We start from the raw sequence: 16426 nt of genomic DNA, 5'->3' as shown, positions 1-16426 counted from the left end.
CGCTGCCGCGCGCCGGGCGCGCGGCCTCACGCGAGCTGGCGCAAGCGCTCGCGGAAGGGCTCTGGCTCGGCGCGTACCGCATGCCGAGCTATGCCGCCGCAGGCGGGGCGCAGCCGCCCGCGCTGCAGGAAGTCGCCCTGCTGCACGGCAGGGCGGAGGGCCCGGACACGCTCGCGGGACTCGAGCGTGCCATCCTCGCCGCGGAAGCGCTGGCGCTGGCGACGAATTATGCCCGCGACCTCACGAACTTGCCCGGCAACTATCTGGTGCCGGAGACGCTCGCGCGGGAAGCGCAGGCCTTGGCCGCCCGGTATGGGCTGGAATGCACCGTGCTAGACGAGCACGGCATTCGCGAGCAGGGCATGGGCGGCCTGGAGGCCGTCGGCAAGGGCAGTGCGAACCCGCCGCGCATGATTGCCGTCCGTTACCGGGGAACGGAGGAAGAGGGAGCCGAAGTGATCGGCCTCGTCGGCAAAGGCATCACCTTCGATACCGGCGGCATCTCGCTCAAGAAGCCGGAGGGCATGGAAGAGATGATCAGCGACATGGGCGGAGCCGCGGTGCTGCTCGGTCTGATCCATGCGCTCGGCCGGCTCAAGCCGCCGGTGAATGCGGTGATCGTCATTCCGGCTGCGGAGAATATGCCTTCCGGCTCGGCCTTTAAGCCGGGCGACGTCATTACGGCGATGAACGGCCAGACGATCGAAGTGCTCAACACGGACGCCGAAGGGCGGATCGTGCTGGCGGACGGTGTGCTGTATGCGAAGGCGCTCGGGGCGACGCGTCTGATCGATGTGGCGACGCTGACCGGCGCGGTGCTGGTTTGCTTCGGCGACGTCGCGACCGGGGCCGTGGCGAATGACGAGCCGCTGCTGCAGGAGCTGCTGTCTGCCGCCAAGCGGGCGGGGGAAAAGGTGTGGCCTCTGCCGAACTATCCGGAATATCATGATATGCTCAAGAGCCAAACGGCCAATATCCGGAACGCCACCTCGCGCGACCGTTGGGCCGGCAGCATCACGGCAGGATTGTTTATCGGCTTTTTCGCCGGGGAGACGCCGTGGGTGCATTTGGATACCGGCGGCACGGCATGGCTGTGGAGCGAACGGGGGACGGAGCCGCTGGGCGGTACGGGGGCGATGGTACGCACGTTAGGCTGCTATTTGTGCCATTCCGTATTGAACGGGTAGAGCATAGCGAGACGCAAAAAAAGCGGATTCCGCAGCGGCGCTGTCGCGTACGCTTTGAAATCCGCTTTTTTTGCAATCCCATCATGCAGGGAGGCGGCCGGTCCGGCAGCTTACGCCTGAAGCTGGTTGCCTTCGTTCGCCGCGACCGCGCCGGGTGTAACCATTACCTTCATCGCCGCTTCTTCCAAATCGGCCATCCGAATGAGCAGGCGCGACACTTCGTCTGTCGTATAAGACAGACTGCGGGTCCGCTCGGCTAATTGCGGAAGGTCGATGCCGATCCATCCCTGCTTGCGGGGATGAAGGGACAGGTCAAAAGGAAGGACGGCCAACGCCGCTTCGGTGCTTTCGGAGCCGCCCGCAGCTTTGGCTTCCGTCGCCCCGGAAGATTCACTATTCCCCATACTGTTTAAGTGGAAATACAGCTTGCGGCTTTGATTCCAACGAATAAATCCGGGCTTGAACGAGATGGTCAGCACCGGATCGCCGCCGATGGTTTGTTTTACGAACCGGACCCCGGATTTCGGCTTCATGCGAATATATTGATGCCGTCCCAAGTCGGGCAAAAATATGACGATCGCGACCGGCAGCGCGCTGGCCGCATACAAGTATACGATGGATTCATAGTAAACCGCGAGCCCAAGCAGACCGATAAATAAAATAACGGATAATACGAGCAACCACTTGTTTGATTTGAACATGAACGTAAATCCCCCAGATGATCAGGCATTTTCAAAAACAGCCGATACTCCTATTTTACCATAACCTTCACAGCCTTTGAAAGCGATCCGCCTGTTCGCGAATTGTCAATTTTTTGTAAGGGTTGTGGAAGGGGGGCGGCCGAAACGTAACATGAACAAATTATGAATCGGGGGGCATCCGAATGAAACGCAAAATAGGCATCATCGGGCTGGGAGATATCGCCCAAAAAGTGTACTTGCCGCTGTTATCCGCCAACGAGAAAGTCGAAATCGCAGGGCTTTCCAGCCGTTCGATGTCCACTGTAGACCGAATCGGCGCACAGTACCGGATCGCCGGACGATATGCTTCCCTCACGGACATGCTTCGTCAGGCCAAGCCGGAGGCGGTATTTGTCCACAGTCCGACAGAAACGCACGATACCATCGTGACGACATGCTTAAAGGAGGGAATTCACGTTTACGTCGATAAGCCTCTGGCTTATGACATCGCAGCCTCGGAACGGATGGCGGCCTATGCCGCCGAGCGCGGGCTGCTGCTTGCCGTCGGGTTTAACCGCCGCTTTGCGCCGCTGTATGTGCAGGCCAAGCGATGGATGGAGGAAGGGGGCGGCTTCGATCTGGTTACGGCGGCGAAGCACCGGACAAAGCTGCAAAGCCACGGTGCCAAGCAGACGCTGTACGACGATTTGATTCATATGCTCGATTTATTGCTTTGGCTTGGCGGGGATGCCTTTGACGTGGCGTCGTACCGGCAGCGCACCGATCGGGAAGGAAGGCTATTGTTCGGAGCGGGAACCTTGACGTTCGGTCATGGCGCATCCGCATCTTCCTCGCAGGACTCGGGGGTGGCGCAATTCAGCATGGTGCGCCAAGCGGGAGCCGATCTCGAACAGCTGGAGCTGCACGGAAGCGGCCGGTCCGCTGAGGTGCTGAACATGGAAACCGCCGTATGGAGAAAAACGGGTGCATTCCCCCAAGAGCAAACGTTCGGAAGCTGGGATACGATCCTGCACCGCCGGGGGTTTGCCGCTGCGGTGGAGCATTTCTTGGAATGCATAGCGGACCCTTCGCGCTGTACGATCCGCGCCGACCGGACCTTGCCGGCTCACCGGCTGGTGGAAAAGCTGTTCCCGATGAAGTGAGCGGGACCGCGTCAGGTTGACATGTCGAAGGAGGTGTCTGCTTTCATGGAGCAGGATTCCCTGATCAAGTACAGCTTCACCTATGCCCCCGGCGGTATCGCGCTCATTTCGGCGGAAGGATATTTTGTCAGGGTCAACCCGGCGTTCGGCCGTCTGCTGGGCTATACCGAAGACGAATTGGCGAACCGGCAGGAGAAGCAGCTTACTTCTCCTAACGATCCGGGTGTCAAGGAAGCGGCTGCCCCGCTGCTTGAGCCGGGCGCCGCATCCCGGATCACGGTGGTCAAACGCTACCTGCGCAAAGACGGCGGCACGGTCCGGGTAAAGCTCGAGGTCATCCTCATTCGCGACCAGGACGGGGCGCACGCCGGCTTCTGCGCTTACGCATCAGAATGGCCGGAACCTGAGGAGCCGAAGATGCTTCAAGCGGCGGAGCTGTACGAAATGGTCTCGGAGCATGCCCGAGACGTCATCTCTTACGGGATTGACGGCGTGCTGCAGTTCGTTTCGCCGGCTTCTCTCAAGCGCCAGCTTGGCTTCGAGCCGGAGGAGCTGATCGGAAAGCACGCTTCCGAATTCATCCATCCGGAAGACCTTGAGTCCTTGGGGGAGCAAACCTTTCGGGAATCCGATTCGTTCATCTGCCGGGTTCGCCACAAGCAGGGGTATTACATCTGGTTTGAACTTTCCGTGAAGCGGGTTATCGACCCGGAAGGAACCCAGGTTAAAGAGATCTATATCGGCCGGGACGTCTCCGAACGGGAGCGGGCGCAGGCTGCGCTTCGCCATAGCGAGCAGAATCTGGCGCAATCGCAGCGCATCGCCCGTTTGGGCAGCTTTGAATGGGACGCGCTAACCGGCAAGATGCTGTGGTCGGACGAGCTGAGCCGCATTCTCCAAACCGATCGGCTTGCGGGCGTGACGTGCGAGGAGCTGCTGGCCCGCATCCACCCGAACGACCGGGAGGCGGTGCGGAAGTCGATGCGGGAAGCTTTGGCCGGACGCGAAATTCAGTTGGAAAGCAGGATCGTCCTGAGCGACGGGACCGTCAAGTTCATTCGGATGCAAAGCATGACGACATTGACGTCGAACGGAAGACCGCTTCGAATCAGCGGGACGGTCCAGGATATTACGGGCCAGAAGCTGATGCTGCAAATGCTTGAAGAAAGCGTGGACCGGTATACGTCGCTCAAAAAATATAATTTGGACGCGATCGTGTCGCTGAACAAGAGCGGGATTATGACATCGGCCAATCCTGCGGCCGAAACCATTACCGGCTATTCCGTGCTGGAGCTGATCGGCATGCCTTTTACCGATTTGCTGGCCCCCGAAGAAGAGAGGGCACAGACGCTGCTCCATAAAATCATGCACGAAGGCGCCTTGTCCAGCATGGAGATGAAGATCGTCCGCAAATCGGGACAACCGGCCTATTTGCTTGCAACGCCGGCCCCGATCTACGTCAACCGCAAGCAGGTCGGCTGCTATATCATCGCCAAGGACATTACGGAGCAGAAGCGGAAGGACGAGCTGCTGCTCAAGTCCGAGAAGCTGACGATCGCCGGACAGCTCGCCGCAGGGGTCGCTCACGAAATCCGCAATCCGCTGACGGCGCTCAAGGGCTTCGTTCAGCTGATGGGCCGGTCGGAGCATAGCTATTCGCAATATTTGCCGATCATGAAGGAGGAGCTGGAGCGAATCGAGACGATCATCAGCGAGCTGCTGATGCTGGCCAAGCCGCAAGCCGTCCAAATGAAAATCGCCGACCTCGCCGTGCTTGTTCAGGATGTCGTAATGCTGACCAGCGCACAGGCGATGCTTCTTAATATCGAGATCCGTTTCTCCACAACGAGCGAGCCGCTGCCGATCCGCTGCGACCCGAATCAAATCAAGCAGGTGTTCGTCAACTTTCTGAAAAATGCCATTGATGCGATGCCCCGAGGGGGGATGATTGACGTAAGCTTGGAGGCCGCAGAGCAGAAACTTGCTTTGGTCTGCATCGCCGATCAGGGCTGCGGCATTACGGAGGAGCAGCTGCGGCAGATTGGCGAGCCGTTCTATTCGACCAAAGAAGCGGGGACGGGACTCGGCCTGCTCGTCAGCCACAAAATTATCGAGCATCACAAGGGCAGGATTCATATCGCCAGCGAGGTGGGCGTCGGCACGACGATACAAGTCACGCTGCCCCTCCACCGTTAGCCGGCGGGGAAAGGTTCCTGGAGAAGCCGGATGTAAGACAACAATGTCCAGTCCCCTTTTTACGGGTATACTATAAGGAAAAGACGCAGCGTGAAAAGGAGGCGTAATTGATGACGACGGATGATAAAAGGCCGGAGCCTGAAGCGGGAGGATCTGCGCCGGAGCGCGTGCCTCCCGGCCAGAAGGTGACGGAAGGCTTCCCGGTGCTGCACTATGGCGATATTCCTTACTACAACGACATGGGCAAATGGAATCTGCGCCTATTTGGGCTGGTGGACGAGGAGCTTACGCTGAGCTATAAGGAATTTTTGGCGCTGCCGCGCCGGGAGTTCCGCAACGACATCCACTGCGTCACGACCTGGTCCAAGCTGGACAACGTCTGGGAAGGCGTAGCCGTAGCCACGCTGATGGAGCGGATTCAGCTGAAGCCGGAAGCGCGGTACGTGATGCTGCACGCCGAGCACGGGTGGAGCACGAACCTGCCTTTAGCGGATTTCCTGCGCGATACGACGTTTTTCGGTATCCGCCATAACGGCGTACTGCTTTCGCCGGAGCACGGCTATCCGGTTCGCGCGGTCGTCCCGCACCTGTATTTCTGGAAAAGCGCCAAATGGCTGCGCGGCATCGAGTTTATGGAAAAGGACAAGCCCGGCTTTTGGGAGCGGAACGGATATCATATGTATGGCGATCCCTTCAAGGAGGAACGCTACGATTTTGATTGACGGGCACAAGCACTGAAATGACCGGCATCTGTAACGACCAGGTGCCGGTTTTACGTTAGGCTGAAATCGCCTGGAACACTCTTTTTATGAAAGCCGGCAGCCTAAATCAGCCTTGAATTTATGAATCGGGCATGTACCCCTGTTGGGACAAAATAACGATCCTTTAAACTAATTGTAAAAAGTTATCACCCAGGGATAAGTATTTCTGGGGAAACATTTTACGATTGGCGGTGGGCGGGGAATATGAAGGGAAAATCAATTCTGTACAGACCGATCATTGCGGTCACCGGCAGCTCCGGTAAAACGACAACGAAAGAAATGATTGCCGCGATATTGAAGAAACGTTGGAAAATCTTCAAATCTCCCCAAAATAGAAATGCTATATCGGCCACCAAAAGGCATGCAAAATTGCTCCGTTCTGTTCACCGTGCCGTTGTTTTGGAATATGGCATGCAGTATTACGGAAACATCAAACGTCACTGCCACTATATTCGTCCTAATATAGGGGTTATCACCAATATTGGAAGGGCCCATATCGGCAATTTTGGCGGCCGAATTCAAGGTGTGGCCAAGGCGAAGTCGGAATTAATCCGTTATATGAAATCGACAGGGACATTATGGCTAAACGCCGACGACCGCCATTCCAAACTGCTGCGAACGAAGGGATTCAGGGGCCGCATCATGCGAATCGGAATCCGCAATAAAGCCGATTACCGGGCGTCTCAAATCCATAACGCCAATCGTGGAACGACATTCCGGGTAAAGCTTGGCGGGACAGAGCGCCGTTTCTATATCCCGATTTTAGGAAGGCACAATATTTATAACGCGTTATTTGCCATTGGCATTTCGCATCGTTTGGGATTTGCACCGCAACAGATACAGAACGGTCTCCACACCTTTGAAAAGCAAAAAAGACGGCTGTACGTATACAGCTTGAGAAGAGGCATAAGATTAATCGATGATTCTTACAGTGCCAATCCGGATGCGGTAAAAGCCGCTCTTGATGTGTTGTCCGCTGCCGGCAAAAAGAAAAAAATTGCCGTACTGGGTTCCATGCTGGAATTAGGCGCATATTCGGTCAAGGGCCATAAAGAAATAGGAAGATATGCAGCACGAAAAAACATCACCCATGTATTCGCAATTGGAAAAAATGCCCCACAGATTATCGCTGGGGCCAAAGAAGCAGGCTTTCCCACCCAAAACTTGCACAGCTTCGTCTCCAGGGCACAGCTCCACAAGGCATTAACCCAAGTTATACAACCGGGCACGACGATTCTTGTCAAGGGGTCAAATCAGATGGGCATGAACAAAATCGTAGCATACCTAAAGCAAACTTATTACAAAAATGGCGATTCGTGAAATGAACAGCGCTGCGATTTTGATGCATGCAATTTAATTTAAGGGAAATGACCGGCGTTCGTATCGGACGCCGGTTTTTCTATGACCGCATTAGGCGCACCTTATTTCCATGTTTTATCGTATCGTTTGTTTGCATTTGTATTTCCTCGTGTTGCCGCAAGACTGTGATCAATGTCATTCCTATCGGGCAGGAAGAACGGTAACATAAATATAGTAGATCTCGGGGAAAGGGATGGTTTTTATGCCGTATCAAAACATATTGGTTGCCTTTGACGGCTCGGCCTTATCGGTAAAAGCGCTGGAAAAGGCAATGAAATTTGCTCAAGAGTATGCTGCGAGGCTTGAAGTGATACATGTCTGCCATATTCCCGTTCCTGTGTTCGGAGGACCGTTATATGCAGCCCCGTTCAACGGGGAAAAAGATTACTTGCTTGCCGCCCAAGCCGTTATCGATGAAGCGAAACGGATAACCTCGCAGCTGCCTGACGTGAAGGTGATCCTAAGGCAGGGGCAGCCGGCTCTTGCCGTTCTGGAATACGCTGAGGAAAGCGGATGCGACCTGATCATTATGGGAAGCAGAGGACTTGGCGGCCTGCGCGAGTTTGTTCTTGGCAGCGTCAGCCATCATGTGGTTCAGCACGCCAAAGTTCCGGTGCTGGTTGTCAAGTAACTCGGTTCAAAGCACCTATATGGTGCTTTTTTTATTTCCGGGTATAATGGTGATAACTAGCCAAGGAACGGAGGATGCGGATGCAGCACTTGACCTTGCTGCTCATGGAGCGGATGGGCCTGCTATTGTTGATTACGTTCATCCTGACCCGAATCCCGCAGTTCCGTTACCTGCTCGACCGGCGGCCGGATTGGAGAACCGGACTGACGTTTTCGCTGGTTTTCGGTCTGGTCAGCATCGGGGGCACATACGCCGGGGTGACGATTACCGGGGATAGGGTGGATTCTTCCTTTCTTGTGGCCTCCCTTCAGCCGGAGGAGGCGATGGCGGATTCGGCGCTGATCGGGGTGATGGTGGCTGGTCTGCTTGGCGGGGTCGCCGTAGGCACGGGGGCCGGTCTCATCTCCGGCATTCACGCGTACAGCCTGGGCGGAATTACCGGCGTCGCCGATGCAGTGTCTACGCCAATCCTGGGTCTCTTGGCCGGACTGGTCGCCCGCTTCTTTGCCGAAGAAAGAGTCATCGCGCCGGTGAAGGCGCTGTTTATTAGCGTGTTCGCTCCCATCTTGCAAATGGGCGTCGTGCTGATCGTGAACGAGTCTTCGCCTGCCGCAATCCACACGGTGGACCTCATCGGGATCCCGATGGTGGCGGCCAACAGCGTAGGGGTCGGCATTCTGGTCGCGATGATTCAAGCAGCCATGAAGGAGGAGGAGCGGGCCGCCGCCTCCGAGACGCAGCGGGCACTGCATATCGCGGAGATGGCGCTTCCTTTTCTTAAGCAGGGGTTGACCTTCGAGACCGCCGAAGCGGCGGCCAGTGTACTGCGCCGCGAGCTTCGCGCCAGTGCGGTCGCCATTACGGATACGAAGCAAATCTTGGCGCATGCAGGCACAGGGATGATGCCGGGCATCCAAGGAACGCCGATCGCTTCGGAATTGTCGAGGAAGGCGATCCAAACCGGGGAGATTCAGATTGCCCGAACGAAGGAACAGATTCAGCCGCACCATCCGGCGATCGGCGCGGCGATTATTGTACCGATCCGAAGCGGGGGACAAGTGGCGGGATTAATTAAATTGTATTATCCCAGCGTCAGGCAGATCCGTCCGGTGGAAGAGGCTTTTGCCCAAGGTCTGAGTAAGCTGATCTCGATTCAGCTCGATATCGCGATGGCGGAGCAGCTGAGGAGCTTGATGAAGGATGCAGAGTTGAAAGCGCTTCAGGCGCAAATTAACCCGCACTTTTTGTTCAATACGCTCAATGCGATCGTCACGCTGATTCGGATCAAGCCCGAGGCGGCCAGACGGGTTACCGTGCAGCTCGGGCATTACATGCGCATGAACCTGACGATGACCCAAGCGCCGCTTGTCCCGCTGTATAAGGAATTGGAGCATCTCCATACGTACCTCGGCATCGTGAATATCCGGTTCGAGGACCAGCTTTCCGTCGATTGTCATTGCGATCCCGGCCTGGAATCCGTGTCCATCCCGCCTTCCACGCTTCAGCCGCTGGTGGAAAACAGTATTCATCATGGCTTCAAAGGGCGGACGGACAAGGGGGACATTCATGTCGAGCTCCGCCGCGGAGCGGACGGGGTTCATATCATGGTTAAGGACAACGGCAATGGTTTTCCGGCGGAGGTATTGGAGACCCTGGGAGCTGCTCCGGTTACGGGCGGCGGGAGCGGAAGCACGGGCATTGGGGTCTATAACGTGAACCGGCGTCTGATTCACCTGTTCGGTCCGGAGGCGCGGCTGAGATTTTCCAACCCGCCCGAGGGAGGGGCGCGCATCGAATGTACAATACCCTATCAAGCGGAGGAAAGGCGTGAAACGAAAGATGAAAGTGATGATCGCAGAGGATGAGCGGCTGGCGCGGGAGGAGCTGACTTATTTATTGTCCCGGGAACGGGATGTCGAGCTGCTGCCCTTCGCGACGAGCGGGGTTCAGCTGCTGGAGCTGGCAGCGGTGCACAAGCCGGACGTCGTCTTTCTCGATATTCATATGCCCGGCCTGGACGGGGTGCAGACCGCGCACAAGCTGATGGATGCCGAACCGCGGCCGTATATTGTTTTTGCTACGGCTTACGAACAGTACGCCGTCGAAGCGTTCCGCCTGGAAGCGGCCGATTATTTGTTAAAGCCTTACGACGAGGAACGCCTGCGTCAAACGCTGCAAAAAATACGCAAAATGCGGACTCCCTCCGAAGGAAAGGCGGTCTCGCCCGCTGCCGCGACGGCTTCGGTGGCTTCGGATGGGGCGACCCGGTCCCGGAACGCATTCAAGCCGAAGCTGCTGATTGATGACGGCAGCCGGATGGTCGTCGTCGAGCCGGCAAAGATCAGCTATGCGGTCAAAGAAGAGAAGCTGACGCAAATTCATATGGCCGACGGGCAGGTGCATGCGACCCGGCAGACGCTTCAGGAGCTGGAGGAGAAGCTGACGGGGTATGCTTTTTTCCGGACGCACCGCAGCTATTTGGTCAATGTGGACCGCATCGATGAAATCGAGCCGTGGTTTAACGGCGCTTACAACGTCGTCTTGAAGGATACCGGGCGAAGCCGGGTGCCTTTGTCCAGAGTCGCGGCCAAGGAATTGATCAAGCGGCTGCAGGGAGAGTAGCGGGTGGGATAGACCGCCGTTCAGGACGGCTTTTAACCGTTTGAGGAACGCTTTTTGACATTTCGCGCCGAAGTTCAAGTGATCCTCACCTTCCTATGCTACAATAATAAAGCGCTTACAAGTAAATAACTGGGACCTGGGGCGGGCAGGATAAGACATCCCGGTTCCGATAGCGCCGCAGCCGGTATTTCCGGCAGACGTTAGACCAAGAGCGACGATCAATCTTTGCAGGAGGGAAAGCCCATGAAAGAACAGTCCCAAAGGAATGCTTACAGCGAAATCGTACGCTCCGATACGTTTCGCAGGCTGATGGTCCAAAAGAAACGTTTTATCCTGCCGATGTCGATCTTCTTCCTCGTCTTCTACTTCGTTCTTCCGGTCCTGACCTCGTATTCTCAAGTGCTGAACAACAAAGCGGTCGGTTCGATCACATGGGCATGGATTTTCGCTTTCGCGCAATTTATTATGACCTGGGTGCTGTGTTCGCTGTATACCCGCAAGGCAGTCGAGTTCGACGCCTTGGCCGAACAAATCAAGGACGAATCCAAAACGAGCCTGCGGAAGGTGGGGTAGCTGATGAATACGGCCTTTCTCTTGTTTCTGATCATCGTGGCGGGAACGCTGGTCATTACGTATTATGCAGCCAAAAAAACGAAGACCGCCAGCGAGTTTTACACCGCCGGAGGCGAATTGACCGGCTGGCAGAACGGTCTGGCCATTGCCGGTGACTACATGTCCGCGGCTTCATTCCTGGGGATCGCCGGGATGGTGGCGCTGTTCGGCTTCGACGGCTTCTTTTACAGCATCGGCTTTCTTGTCGCGTATCTCGTCGTGTTATATTTAGTCGCGGAGCCGCTGCGCAATCTGGGCAAATATACGATGGCGGATATGATCGCGGCCCGTTTTGACAACAAGAAAGTGCGGGGTGTGGCGGCGCTGAACTCGATTACGATCTCGATCTTCTACATGATCGCCCAATTGGTCGGCGCCGGAGCCTTGATCAAGCTGCTGCTTGGTCTGGAATATTCGACCTCGGTCTTGATCGTCGGAGCGCTGATGACCGTCTATGTCGTGTTCGGCGGGATGACGGCCACGAGCTGGGTGCAGATCATCAAATGCGTGCTGCTGATGGCGGGTACGTTCATCATTTCACTGATTGTGTTCGCGAAATTCGACTTCAATCTCCTTCATATGTTCGACGAAATGGCGAAGGCTACGCCGTTGAAAGAGGCCTTCTTGAACCCGGGCAACAAGTTTACGAACGGGCTGGACACGATCTCGCTCAATCTGGCGCTCGTGCTCGGTACCGCAGGCCTGCCGCATATTTTGATCCGCTTTTTTACCGTAAAAGACGCCCCGACCGCCAGGAAGTCCGTGGTTGTCGCTACTTGGGTGATCGGGCTGTTCTATGTCATGACGATTTTCCTCGGCTTCGGCGCGGCTGCTTTTGTCGGGAAGGATGTCATTGTGCAGGCGAACGCGGCCGGCAATATGGCGGCCCCGCTGCTGGCCAAGGCGCTCGGCGGAGACTTCCTGTTCGCTTTCGTCTCGGCTGTAGCGTTCGCCACCATTCTGGCGGTCGTCGCCGGACTCGTGCTCTCGGCCGCCTCCGCTTTCGCGCACGACTTCTACAGCCATATTTTGCGCAAAGGGAAGGCGACGGAGAAGGAGCAGGTAAGGTCTGCGAAGCTGGCCTCTGTCGGCGTTGCGATCATTTCGATTATACTGGCGCTGTTTGCCCAGAAGCTCAACGTTGCTTTTCTGGTCTCGCTGGCTTTCGCCGTCGCCGCAAGCGCCAACCTGCCGGTCCTCGTATTCACCGTGTTCTGGCGCAGATTCAATACCGCCGGCGCCGTGACGGGAATGCTCGTCGGCTTGATCAGCTCTTTGATCCTGGTGATCGTCAGCCCCAACGTGTGGGACCCGGTCGCAGGGAAGGCTATTCTCGTCGGGGAGCCGCTGATTTCGTTAACGAATCCGGGCATCATCTCGATCCCGATCGGATTTTTGGGCGCCATTGCAGGAACCTTGCTGTCATCCAAGCGCAACGATGAGAAATACGATGAGATTTTGGTCAAAGCGAATACGGGCATGCAAGAGGTTGTGTGAGTCGAAATGAATAAGGTGGTTCAGGAGTCGTGCAGTCGCACGGCTCCTTTTCTCGTTGTCCGGTTGACTACAATACCCCTTGGGGTATATTATATACCCTATAGGGTATTTATTATTTTATAGAAAAGGACTGATTGCCGTGCCTGGAAATATTGTCATCGTTGGCGGAGTGGCGGGCGGCGCTACGGCGGCTGCCCGGTTAAGACGTTTAAACGAGCACGATTCGATCACGATGTTCGAACGCGGAGAGCATATTTCGTTTGCCAATTGCGGGCTGCCTTATTATATCGGAGGGACGATTGCGTCCCGCGACAAGCTGCTGCTTCAATCGCCGCAGGGGATGAAGGACCGGTTCGGCATCGACGTTAAGGTGCGCACGGAAGTGACGGCGATCGACCGGGCGGGCAAAAAAGTCCGGGTGAAGCAGCTGGATACCGGCGAAGAAGCGGAATATCCGTACGATGTTCTCGTGCTATCGCCGGGGGCGAAGCCCATCGTGCCGGAAATTCCCGGCTTGACCGAGGCGGAGGCGGTGTTCACGCTGCGCAATATTCCCGATACGGACCGGATTCACGCATGGATTGACGAGCATAAGCCGCGTCATGCCGCCATTATCGGCGGAGGGTTTATCGGCGTCGAAATGGCCGAGAACCTGCGTCATCGCGGTCTTGAAGTGACGCTGGTGGAGCGGAACGGGCAGGTGCTGGGGCCGCTTGATCCCGAGATGGCGAAGCCGGTGGAACGGCACATGCGTCTCCAGGGAGTAAATCTTATGCTCGGTACTTCCGTCGTCGCCATCGGAGATCGCGGGAAAACGCTGCGCCTGTCCACGGGGCAAGTTCTCCGGACGGATATGCTGCTGCTGGCGATCGGCGTAACACCGGAGAGCGGATTGGCCCGCGAGGCGGGGCTTGAGCTTGGCGTGAGAGGAGCCATCCGTGTAAACGAACGGCTGCAAACGAGCGATCCGTCTATCTATGCGGTGGGCGATGCGATCGAAGTCAAAGACCGGACGCTCGGCTTTGAAACGGTAGTGCCGCTCGCTTGGGGGGCCAACCGCCAAGGGCGGCTGGTCGCGGACGCGATTTACGGACGGAAAGCTTCCTACCCCGGGGCTTACGGAACGGCGATTGTCCAAGCGTTCGACCTGACCGCGGCCGTTACCGGGGTGAATGAGAAGACGCTGAACAAGCTGGGGGTTGCTTACGAGGCTATCCATATTCATCCGGCCTCTCACGCCGGGTATTATCCGGGAGCCGCTCCGCTATCGCTCAAGCTGCTGTTCGATAAAGCAAGCGGCACGATTTACGGTGCGCAAGCCGTCGGACAGGACGGGGTAGACAAGCGGATCGACGTGATTTCCGCGGCGATGCGCGGAGGGCTGACGGCGGCGGAGCTGGCCGATCTGGAACTGGCGTACGCGCCTCCGTATTCGTCGGCCAAGGACCCGGTGAATATGGCCGGATACGTTGCGTCCAACGTGATCGAAGGCTTGGTCGAGACGATGCAGTGGCACGAGGTGGATGCGTATGTCGAGGGCGGCGGTCTGCTCGTCGACGTCCGGGACGAGGCCGAACGGATGACGGGCTACATTCCGGGCTCGGTCTGCATTCCGCTGAACGATCTGCGCAACCGGCTGCACGAGCTGCCGCTCCGGCATCCGGTTGTCGTCTCATGCCAGGTTGGCTTGCGGGGCTATGTCGCGGCCCGGCTTCTTCAGCAGCACGGCTACCGGGTGCGCAATTTGGACGGGGGCTACCGGACGTATGCCGCGATGGCAGACGAGCCGCCGCTTCCGGCTCCCGAGACGGGCAGCGGTCCGTCGGCGGTGCCGGCCGACTCTCCGGCCCCGGCCGCTGCGGTTCAAGCTCAGGTTCAGGTCGACGCTTGCGGACTGCAGTGTCCAGGCCCTATTATGAAAGTATACGAAGCGGTCCGGCAGATGTCGCCGGGAGAACGGCTCGAAGTGAAGGCCACCGATTTCGGATTCGCCGCGGATATTGCCAAATGGTGCGAAAAAACAGGCAATCCGCTGGAGACGGTCGAATCTTCGCCCGAAGGCGTCCGGGCGGTGCTCGTGAAAGGGGCCGATGCCGCACCGCAGCAATCCGTCCCGACTCCGTCCAAAAACGGCGCAACCATGGTCGTGTTCAGCGGCGACCTGGACAAGACGATCGCCGCCTTCATCATCGCTTCGGGGGCCGCAGCGATGGGCAAGCCGGTCACGATGTTTTTCACCTTTTGGGGCTTGAACGTGCTGCGCAAGGCGGAAGCCCCGGCCGTCAAGAAGGACGGCCTGGAGGCGATGTTCGGGATGATGATGCCCAAAGGCGCAGGCGCCCTTCCTTTGTCCAAAATGAACATGGGAGGTCTTGGCGCGAAGATGATTCGCCGCGTCATGCAGCGCAAACATGTCGATTCGCTGGAAGCCTTAATGGGCAATGCGATCCGGTCCGGCGTCAAGCTGGTCGCTTGTACGATGAGCATGGATATTATGGGCATCCGCAAGGAAGAATTGATCGACGGGATCGACTATGCCGGCGTGGCGACCTATTTGGGCGATGCCGAGGATTCGGGCTTGAATTTGTTTATTTAGAAGAGGTGAGTCGGTGTGGAATACGATAATGCGGTCAAAAACCGGCTGAAGCGGATCGAAGGCCAGATTCGCGGAGTGCTCGGCATGCTGGAAGAAGGACAAGATTGCAGAGACATCGTAACGCAGCTGTCTGCGATAAGGACGGCCGTGGACCGGACGATCGGCACGGTCATCGGGGCGAATCTGGAGCATTGCATCCGGGAGGAGCTGGAAAAAGGCAATTCGCCCGATCAAGTGATCCAAGAGGCGGTGCAGCTGCTGGTTAAGAGCCGATAAGGGGTTAGTTTGCCGCAGCGTGCGACGGCGCTGCACAAGGACCATCGAAGGATAGATGCTGCCAAATTAAGGAAGGGGGGCTGTCCCTCCTTTATTTTTTGGGAGCTTGTTGTGCTGCGGCTGATTGCGGCTCCTTCTTCATCCGGCTGCTGTGCATGAAGCCCCAATCGCACATGCTTTTGAGCACGGCCTGCAGCGTTTTTCCGTGCTCCGATAACGAATATTCGACCCGGGGCGGAATTTCGTGATACACGACCCTCGTTACCAGTCCGTCCCGTTCCAGCTCCCGCAGTTGATTGGTCAGCATGCCTTGCGTGACATGGGGGAGATGGCGCCGTAATTCGCCGAACCGTTTCGTCCCTTCTTCCAGCAGAATGAACAAAATCAGCGGCTTCCACTTTCCCCCGATCGCCTGCAGCGTGGTCACAACCCCATGCGTCGACATGGTATGTTGCGGCGGCTCCTGCATCGTCCTCACTCCTTTCGTAGCGTACATGATTGGCTCCCTTAATTATGGCGAGGCGCAGCGATTTTATGAAGTACTATTTTTATTCGTACTTAGTATGAAAAATATACTATAGTTCCTTTCCCGCCTAATCGTTGTGCGGATTTCAGGGATGATCTTGGGGGCCATTAATTTTTCAACGAAAGTGCTGAACAATTACCGGGGGCTGCACCGGGTAAACGGCTACTTGTACGTCCTGTCCGTTGCGGTTGTCGTCCTCACTTCCGGCTATATGCTTGGCGTCGAATATACGCTCAGCTATATGCTGGAAGTCTACAGCATTCGTGCCGTCAGGAAGCAGGAAAAATAAGGTCATTGCTGACTATTTTGCCGAAAAAAAA

At 56.8% G+C, this 16426-nt stretch carries 15 protein-coding genes; 13 read left to right on the top strand and 2 right to left on the bottom strand.

All coding sequences use genetic code 11. The annotated features are described in order from the left end of the window. Window positions 1–1187: leucyl aminopeptidase (locus PEH01S_RS25035; protein ID WP_246063061.1), on the top strand; the 1187-nt coding region annotated here is incomplete at its 5' end. Between the two features lie 110 nt (window positions 1188–1297). On the opposite strand, the gene PEH01S_RS25030 is transcribed toward PEH01S_RS25035, so the two are convergent. Then, the gene (locus tag PEH01S_RS25030) at window positions 1298–1888 is read right to left on the bottom strand and encodes a hypothetical protein (RefSeq protein ID WP_025849310.1); all 591 of its coding nucleotides are present in this window, start codon (window positions 1886–1888) and stop codon (window positions 1298–1300) included. 182 nt (window positions 1889–2070) lie between these two features. Here PEH01S_RS25030 and PEH01S_RS25025 point away from each other — a divergent pair, with 182 nt between their 5' ends. The 11 genes from PEH01S_RS25025 (at window position 2071) to PEH01S_RS24975 (ending at window position 15580) form a co-directional block, all read left to right on the top strand. After that, window positions 2071–3030, top strand: a complete 960-nt coding sequence (locus PEH01S_RS25025) for a Gfo/Idh/MocA family protein (RefSeq protein ID WP_127488702.1) — start codon at window positions 2071–2073, stop codon at window positions 3028–3030. Between the two features lie 45 nt (window positions 3031–3075). Further along, window positions 3076–5226, top strand: a complete 2151-nt coding sequence (locus tag PEH01S_RS25020; protein ID WP_127488700.1) for a PAS domain-containing protein — start codon at window positions 3076–3078, stop codon at window positions 5224–5226. Between the two features lie 110 nt (window positions 5227–5336). Then, entirely contained in the window at window positions 5337–5948 is a 612-nt protein-coding gene (locus tag PEH01S_RS25015; protein WP_127488698.1) for a sulfite oxidase-like oxidoreductase, read from the top strand. A gap of 243 nt (window positions 5949–6191) precedes the next feature. After that, the gene (locus PEH01S_RS25010) at window positions 6192–7307 is read left to right on the top strand and encodes a UDP-N-acetylmuramoyl-tripeptide--D-alanyl-D-alanine ligase (protein ID WP_127488696.1); all 1116 of its coding nucleotides are present in this window, start codon (window positions 6192–6194) and stop codon (window positions 7305–7307) included. A 241-nt stretch (window positions 7308–7548) separates the two neighbouring features. After that, the gene (locus PEH01S_RS25005; protein WP_127488693.1) at window positions 7549–7977 is read left to right on the top strand and encodes a universal stress protein; all 429 of its coding nucleotides are present in this window, start codon (window positions 7549–7551) and stop codon (window positions 7975–7977) included. Between the two features lie 80 nt (window positions 7978–8057). Beyond that, window positions 8058–9842 carry a LytS/YhcK type 5TM receptor domain-containing protein gene (locus PEH01S_RS25000; RefSeq protein WP_164828038.1) on the top strand — a complete coding sequence of 595 codons (1785 nt, stop codon included), beginning with the start codon at window positions 8058–8060 and terminating at the stop codon, window positions 9840–9842. Then, window positions 9817–10599, top strand: coding sequence for a LytR/AlgR family response regulator transcription factor (locus PEH01S_RS24995; protein WP_025849317.1), 783 nt, complete (start codon window positions 9817–9819; stop codon window positions 10597–10599). Before PEH01S_RS25000 ends, PEH01S_RS24995 begins: the two co-directional genes overlap by 26 nt. A 243-nt stretch (window positions 10600–10842) precedes the next feature. After that, window positions 10843–11172, top strand: coding sequence for a DUF485 domain-containing protein (locus PEH01S_RS24990; protein WP_127488689.1), 330 nt, complete (start codon window positions 10843–10845; stop codon window positions 11170–11172). Window positions 11173–11175: 3 nt separating this feature from the next. After that, window positions 11176–12708, top strand: coding sequence for a solute symporter family protein (locus PEH01S_RS24985; RefSeq protein ID WP_127488686.1), 1533 nt, complete (start codon window positions 11176–11178; stop codon window positions 12706–12708). Between the two features lie 139 nt (window positions 12709–12847). Further along, complete coding sequence (locus PEH01S_RS24980) at window positions 12848–15304, top strand: CoA-disulfide reductase (protein WP_127488684.1); 2457 nt, start codon at window positions 12848–12850, stop codon at window positions 15302–15304. Window positions 15305–15319: 15 nt separating this feature from the next. Next, a complete protein-coding gene (locus PEH01S_RS24975) occupies window positions 15320–15580 on the top strand; it encodes a metal-sensitive transcriptional regulator (RefSeq protein ID WP_025849321.1) in 261 nt (86 codons plus the stop codon). 91 nt (window positions 15581–15671) lie between these two features. Here PEH01S_RS24975 and PEH01S_RS24970 read toward each other — a convergent pair whose 3' ends face one another. Then, window positions 15672–16049: a winged helix-turn-helix transcriptional regulator gene (locus PEH01S_RS24970; RefSeq protein WP_127488706.1), complete on the bottom strand. Its 378-nt coding sequence runs from the start codon at window positions 16047–16049 to the stop codon at window positions 15672–15674. Between the two features lie 148 nt (window positions 16050–16197). Between PEH01S_RS24970 and PEH01S_RS35065 the strand changes: the two genes are divergently transcribed. Then, window positions 16198–16395: a DUF2306 domain-containing protein gene (locus tag PEH01S_RS35065; protein WP_174807171.1), complete on the top strand. Its 198-nt coding sequence runs from the start codon at window positions 16198–16200 to the stop codon at window positions 16393–16395. The last annotated feature ends 31 nt before the right edge of the window (window positions 16396–16426 follow it).

The sequence above is a fragment of the Paenibacillus ehimensis NBRC 15659 genome, from assembly GCF_004000785.1.
Taxonomy (GTDB): domain Bacteria; phylum Bacillota; class Bacilli; order Paenibacillales; family NBRC-103111; genus Paenibacillus_G; species Paenibacillus_G ehimensis.
Note: the sequence above shows the minus strand (reverse complement) of the source record. Positions and strands in the feature narration are given on the sequence as shown.